Here is a 6253-nt window from a genome sequence, read left to right as displayed (position 1 = left end):
CGGGCGCGGGGTACTGAATGATGAAACTGGAAAGCGCAGCGTCCGCGCTGCCTTTGGGAAAGGAGGTTACACATGGCAAATTTACGGGACACCGTAAAAGACTATCAAGAAGAATTAAGGGACGGTATCGCTTGGGTGGCGTTTTGGAAAACGGGACGTTCTTGGAACGCGGAATATTTCCACCTTGAAATGGGCGATATTCTCTACCCGGAGGACAGAAGCCGCATGGAAGAAATCAAACAGGCTGACCCTGCCGCCGTTGTGGTAAACGGCTATTATTCCGGCTATCTTGGCGAGGACAGGAACCTTGACGAACTGACCGCCGGGGTGCGCCGCCACTACGAAAACGGATATAGCAATATCGGGGAATTTATCGAAGCCCACGACGACAGGCTGCCGCCGGAGCTTATCGAGGAAGCAAGAGCCGCCGCCCACGCTGCGGGGCTGCCTTTTTCTGAAAAAGCCTACCGGGGCGGCGAAGAACCCGACCCCTATCTATTTGACGGGAGCATGAGCATGGAGGACTACGAGCTTATGCACCGCATGATTGAGAAAGAAAGGAGTGAGCGCATGGAAGAAACGATTTTAAGCGGGTATCTTTCTAATCTTGGAAAGTACACCGAGGGCAGACCTGCGGGCGAATGGGTATCATTCCCCACGACTGCTGAACATTTGAAAGAAGTCTTTGACCGTATCGGGATAGACGGCAAAAACTACGGGGAGCTGCACATCACAGAATATCAGTCCTCTATTCCGGGACTGGCAGGGAAATTGACCGAGCTTGAAAGCCTTGACGAACTGAACTATTTGGGCGAGCTTTTGAAAATGCAGTTTGACGACGACCGGGAAAAATTTGCTGCGGCTATCACATACGGCGACCATACAAGGGACTTGCAGGACATTATAAACCTTGCACAAAATCTTGACTGTTACTGGATTTATCCGTCCGTAAAAACCGAGGAAGATTACGGGCATTATCTGATTGAAGAACTGGACGAGTTGGAGCTGCCGGAAGAAGCAAAAAACTATTTTCTCTATGAGGAATACGGGCGGGACGCTGCTATCAATGACGGGGGCAGATTTACCGAGCAGGGATATATCTACAACAACCGCAACACCTTTACACAGTGGTATGACGGACGGGACGTGCCGGAGGAATATCGGGTAACACCGCAGCCGCCAGTACAGGAAAAGGAACAGGCAGACATTGACGCTGCCGCAGCCATACCGACCACTGCCACAGAGCAGCCCCCGGTTCTCCCGATTATCCTATCTTCCGAAAAGCCCGCCAACAAAATGAAAGAGATTACCGACCGACTGGAACAGGGCATTTTGGGGATTTATGAAAGCGACCGTTACGCCGACTATCTGCGTACTATGTCTAAATTCCATGATTACAGCCTAAACAATACAATCCTTATCGCCATGCAGGGCGGCAACCTTGTAAAAGGCTATAAACAATGGGAAAAGGAATTTGACCGCCATGTAAAGCCGGGGGAAAAAGCTATCAAGATAATTGCGCCCGCGCCCTTTACCGTTAAGAAACAGGTGGAAAAAATCGACCCGGACACGCAAAAGCCTGTTTTCGATAAGAACGGGAAAGCCGTTACCGAGGAAAAGGAAATCCAAATCCCCGCCTTTCGTGTGGTATCTGTTTTTGACGTGTCGCAGACCGAGGGTAAGGAGTTGCCCGACCTTGGGATAAAGGAGCTTACGGGCGACGTGGAACAGTATCAGGATTTTTTCGCTGCCCTTGAAAAAACTTCCCCCTTTGCTATGGGATTTGAAGCACTAAGCGGCAGTATAAAAGGACGCTGCAATTATGAGGAAAAGTGTATTCTCATCAACGAGGGCATGGACGAATTGCAGAATATCAAGACCGCTATCCATGAAATTGCCCATGCGACACTCCATGACATAGACAAAGACGCGCCGGAACGTCCCGACCGTCGCACCCGCGAGGTACAGGCAGAAAGCGTCGCCTATGCCGTTTGCCAACACTACGGGCTTGATACGTCGGACTATTCCTTTGGATATATCGCCGGGTGGAGCAGCGGAAAAGAACTTGCAGAACTGAAAGGCTCTCTTGAAACAATCCGCAGCACCGCCGCAAGTCTGATTGATACCATAGACGGACATTTTGCAGAAATCCAAAAGGCACAGGATAAGGAACAGACCACCGAACAGGCACAGACCCCACAGGAAGCTACCATACAGCCCGAAGCAGAAGCAGCCGCGCCGGAGCTTCCCGAAGAAACAGCCCCGGTACAGGAAAAAGAAGCACAGACCGAGCCGGAAGCTGATACAGGCGCAAGCAGCGAAGCACCACAGCCGGAACAAGCTGCACCCGCCGCACCTTATTACACAATCAACGAAGCTGCCGCCAAACGTGCAAAGGACGCAAACAGTTTTTCCGATTATAAGCAAGGCAGCGCGACGGCTGAATACAGGCACTATGTAGATGAAGCCGTACAGCTTGCAGAAAGGCAGAAACAGCGGGTAGACCCGATGTACCATGAGAAAATCGACAGCCTGCTTGACACCTACGCCCGGAAACTGGCGGCGAACATGAACAAAGGCTATGAGATTGACGCGCGTGTTCCCTCTATCCTCATTGCGGGCGGCTCTAACTTCCCCACAAGGAAGAAAGAAAAGCAGAACGCAGCCCGCGACAGCAATTACCGGGAATGGCAGGACATACAAGGACTTCTTGATAAAATCCGCAGTACCGGCATGGGCGGTATCAGTGCAGACGACCCGCAGGCAGTACAGAAGTTAGAAAAGAAACTGGAAAGCCTTGAAAAATCACAGGAAACCATGAAAGCCGTAAACGCCTACTACCGCAAGCATAAGACCCTTGACGGCTGCCCGCATTTGTTGCCGGAACAGCTTGAAAAATTAAAAGCGGACATGGCGAGCAGTTGGCATTTGGGGGACAAGCCCTTTGCGACTTGGGCGTTATCCAACAACAGCGCGGAAATCCGGCGCGTGAAAGACCGTATCAAATCCCTTTCACAGCAAAAAGAAATCGGTTTTGTGGGTTGGGAATTCGACGGCGGCAAGGTGGAAGCAAACACCGAAGCGAACCGTCTGCAAATCTTCTTTGAGGATAAGCCGGACGAAGCTACGCGGGAAGCCTTAAAAAGCAACGGCTTCCGTTGGTCGCCAAAAGCCGGGGCATGGCAGCGGCAGCTTACCAGTAACGCCTATTATGCGGCTGATTATGTCAAGGCGATTGCACCTCTTACCGGGGAAAAGCCTACCGAGTTACAGCGGGCGCATATCCGGGCGCAAAAGGTAGCTGCACAGGAACAATTCGCACAAGGGCAGCCGGAGCAGGAAGCCCCACAGGATAAAGACACCTTTTCCATTTATCAGATAAAAGGCGGGGACGAAACAAGGGACTTGCGTTTTGAGCCTTACGACCGTCTGATTGCCGCCGGACACCGGGTAGACCCGAAAAACTATGCCCTTGTCTATTCCGCACCTCTTACGCCGGGGACTTCCCTTGAAGATATTTACACCCGCTTTAATATCGACCACCCGAAAGATTTTAAGGGACACAGCCTTTCCGTTTCCGACGTGGTGGTACTTCATCAGAACGGACAGGACACCGCCCACTATGTAGACAGCTTCGGTTATAAGGACGTGCCGGAGTTTTTGCAGCCGGAAAATTATCTGAAAGCTGCCGAACAGACCACCGAGCAGAATTACAACATGATTGACGGGCAGATAAACAACACCCCGACCGCTACGGAACTGGAAGAAAAAGCAAAAGCCGGAGGACAGATTTCCCTTGCAGAATACGCCGAAGCCCTCAAAGCAGAAAAGAAACAGGCAGAGCCGGAGAAAAAGTCCTCTATCCGGGCGCAGCTTAAAGCAGCGAAAGAACAGGCACCGAAGAAACAGGCAAGACAGAAAACACAGGATTTGGAAAGGAGCTGACCTATGAAGTTACAAAAATTTGAAAATGTGGACGTTATTGCTTCCCTTGAAGCCATAATGAAACAGAACACCGCTTTTTATCAGAGCGATTTTGACATAGACAAACAGATTTTGCGGAAAGCGGCGGTAAGCCTTATCCCGGAGGACAAACGGCTTTTGTGGTTTTCCCGCCCGTCCGGGACGTGCTGCTTCCGGGAACGGGACGTTTTTCTAAAGGACACAAGGCAGCATAATACATGGCGGTTTTACGGGGAACAGACCCGCGATACTATCCTTGCCTATGCGGTGGAACTGACAGGCACAGAGCAGGAAAAAATCAAGGGCAATCTTTATGAACTGGATTATTTGCAGCATTTCCGGGAAGTAATCGAAAAATCAATCCCTGCCGACAACTACACGCTGATTTATGAGCATGGGGAGCTGACAAAGCCTGCCGGACAATATTTTGACGGGGACACTGACCCGCAACTTGGAAAGTTTATACGTTTTGAAGCACAGCCAAACGACCCGGAAGCCTTAAAAAGCCTTTTGAGGGAACAGCAGAAAAAACGAACACCGCATACGCAGAGGGATTTTCAGTTACATATCGCCGCCCTGCATGATAGACAGATTGAAACAGAAGCCCGCCGGATTGTGGAAAATGTAAAAGGGCTTGGAGAACCGGACAGCCCCGAAAAGACCCATTGTGCGGTAGAACTTTCTCCCTACTTTGTTCCACTGGCAACGGATAAGGATATGGAACGGCTGCTTTCCATGCTCCCTTACAAAAGCCTTTCCTTATCTACGTTGGAGGGCAGGCATGGAGTTTATTCGCTGATAGATAAAAGCGAGAGGAATAAAGAGATGAAACAGTCCCCTCCCTCTGTCCGGGCGCAGTTACAAACAGAAAAATCCCCAAAAGTCCCGAAAAAGACAGCAAAATCAAAACATCACGAATTGGAGGTATGAGCATGATTAGACTGACCGTTGAAGAAATGAACCTGTTGAGTATTTACCATGAGGGAAGCAAAGCACAGCTTATGGAAAATATGACGGCTGCGCTGCCGTTCATGGACGAGGATATGCGCCCCTTTGCAGAACGCACCTTACAGAAAATTTCCCCGCTAACAGAAAACGAGTATGCGGAGCTTGCCATTTTCGCCGCTGATGAAGTATGACCGGGGGTAAGCGGCTTACGCCGCCACAGAGCCGAAAAGTCAACAGCCTTGTAAAAAAGGAGTGCTGCAACTGCGAGCGCGGACACTGTATCTTACTGGACGACGGGGAGGAATGTGTCTGCCCGCAGCTCATTTCCTGTTCGCTTTTATGCAAGTGGTTTCAAATTGCCGTACTTCCTCTTGATAAGCTACTGTATGCAGAGCTTTTCAAGACAGAGGACAAAAAGCGTTGTACCGAGTGCGGCACGTTCTTTGTATCAAAATCGAACAGCGTCAAATACTGCCCGGACTGCCGGAAGCGGATTACCCGCAGACAGGCAGCCGAGCGCATGAGGAAACGGCGTGCGGCGGTTACGCGATAAGGGCAAAAAAAGCCTTGATTTACAGGGCATAAATGACGTGAAACTGGCATAGGCGATACAGAATACCTTTTCCCTTAAAATGGGGGTTCTACTGCGTAACATTTTAAAATCAGTACCTATAAAAGAACAGGGTGCGGGAGGTCATTACTGGCTTCCTGCGCCCTGTTCTTTTTGTGTCTGACTGTCTTTATCCTGCATTTCCGGCTTCGGCTGTAATTCTTTTTCTATCCGGTTCCGGTAATGGGTTTTCCTGCGGTAAAAATATTTTGTTACTTCCTGTTCCGGCAGCCATATCCCCGCAGCTTCTATCCGTTCCATAACAGCGGCAACGATTTCCCGGTTGTTGTACTTATGCGGCTCCTGTCCCTTTTCTATCCAAAGACGGCGGTATTCCTCATAAAGCCATGTACTGATAGTTTCTTTCTGCCGTTGCTTCAAATGCCGGAACTGCTTATCTGTCCGCAGCAGCTTCCCGTCTACCTTTTTATGATTTTTTGTCCCGATTTCTTTTTTCCTCTCTTTCCATTTCTTCAAGTGGAAACTGGGGGAGGGCTTCTATCAGCTTCATTGTGATATACTGGCGCATATCTTCATCAATTTCCAGTTTGAATGTTCCGTCCGGCTGACGTTTCTTTACAGTTGCCTGCCTGTCGATTTCGTCCTTGTAGCACATAAGCACCTTTTCCACCGCCCATGTTTCTCCGGTAACGGCGGCGCTTATGGTTTCATAATCGGGTATCGTTTGGTCTGCCATGTTTTCACGCTCCTGTCTATATTGGAATACCTTTA

6 protein-coding genes are annotated in these 6253 nt (G+C 49.9%); 4 read left to right on the top strand and 2 right to left on the bottom strand.

Going from position 1 to position 6253, the window contains the following annotated elements; all coding sequences use genetic code 11:
- Window positions 1-72 precede the first annotated feature (72 nt).
- From OCV63_RS12410 to OCV63_RS12395, 4 genes are read left to right on the top strand one after another with little or no spacing between them, the layout of a single operon-like run.
- A complete protein-coding gene (locus tag OCV63_RS12410; protein WP_158364301.1) occupies window positions 73-3945 on the top strand; it encodes an antirestriction protein ArdA in 3873 nt (1290 codons plus the stop codon).
- Between the two features lie 3 nt (window positions 3946-3948).
- The gene (locus OCV63_RS12405) at window positions 3949-4893 is read left to right on the top strand and encodes a hypothetical protein (protein WP_158364299.1); all 945 of its coding nucleotides are present in this window, start codon (window positions 3949-3951) and stop codon (window positions 4891-4893) included.
- Window positions 4894-4895: 2 nt separating this feature from the next.
- Window positions 4896-5102: a transposon-transfer assisting family protein gene (locus tag OCV63_RS12400; protein WP_015529203.1), complete on the top strand. Its 207-nt coding sequence runs from the start codon at window positions 4896-4898 to the stop codon at window positions 5100-5102.
- Window positions 5099-5464, top strand: a complete 366-nt coding sequence (locus OCV63_RS12395; protein WP_005933796.1) for a cysteine-rich VLP domain-containing protein — start codon at window positions 5099-5101, stop codon at window positions 5462-5464. The genes OCV63_RS12400 and OCV63_RS12395 overlap by 4 nt, the downstream gene beginning before the upstream one ends.
- A gap of 144 nt (window positions 5465-5608) precedes the next feature.
- Here the strand turns inward: OCV63_RS12395 and OCV63_RS12390 are convergent, their stop codons facing one another.
- Complete coding sequence (locus OCV63_RS12390; RefSeq protein ID WP_025579757.1) at window positions 5609-5902, bottom strand: hypothetical protein; 294 nt, start codon at window positions 5900-5902, stop codon at window positions 5609-5611.
- Between the two features lie 46 nt (window positions 5903-5948).
- Window positions 5949-6218 carry a helix-turn-helix domain-containing protein gene (locus tag OCV63_RS12385; protein ID WP_015529202.1) on the bottom strand — a complete coding sequence of 90 codons (270 nt, stop codon included), beginning with the start codon at window positions 6216-6218 and terminating at the stop codon, window positions 5949-5951.
- Between the last annotated feature and the right edge of the window lie 35 nt (window positions 6219-6253).

Source organism: Laedolimicola ammoniilytica, from assembly GCF_025567165.1.
Classification (GTDB): domain Bacteria; phylum Bacillota; class Clostridia; order Lachnospirales; family Lachnospiraceae; genus Laedolimicola; species Laedolimicola ammoniilytica.
The sequence above is the reverse complement of the archived record's forward strand: the minus strand, read 5'-3'. Positions and strand labels throughout refer to the sequence as shown.

What these genes read in the sequence shown, in the direction of transcription:
- OCV63_RS12410 (WP_158364301.1), top strand. Translation starts at nt 73, where the DNA reads ATGGCAAATTTACGGGACACCGTAAAAGACTATCAAGAAGAATTAAGG.
- OCV63_RS12405 (WP_158364299.1), top strand. Translation starts at nt 3,949, where the DNA reads ATGAAGTTACAAAAATTTGAAAATGTGGACGTTATTGCTTCCCTTGAA.
- OCV63_RS12400 (WP_015529203.1), top strand. Translation starts at nt 4,896, where the DNA reads ATGATTAGACTGACCGTTGAAGAAATGAACCTGTTGAGTATTTACCAT.
- OCV63_RS12395 (WP_005933796.1), top strand. Translation starts at nt 5,099, where the DNA reads ATGACCGGGGGTAAGCGGCTTACGCCGCCACAGAGCCGAAAAGTCAAC.
- OCV63_RS12385 (WP_015529202.1), bottom strand. Translation starts at nt 6,218, where the DNA reads ATGGCAGACCAAACGATACCCGATTATGAAACCATAAGCGCCGCCGTT.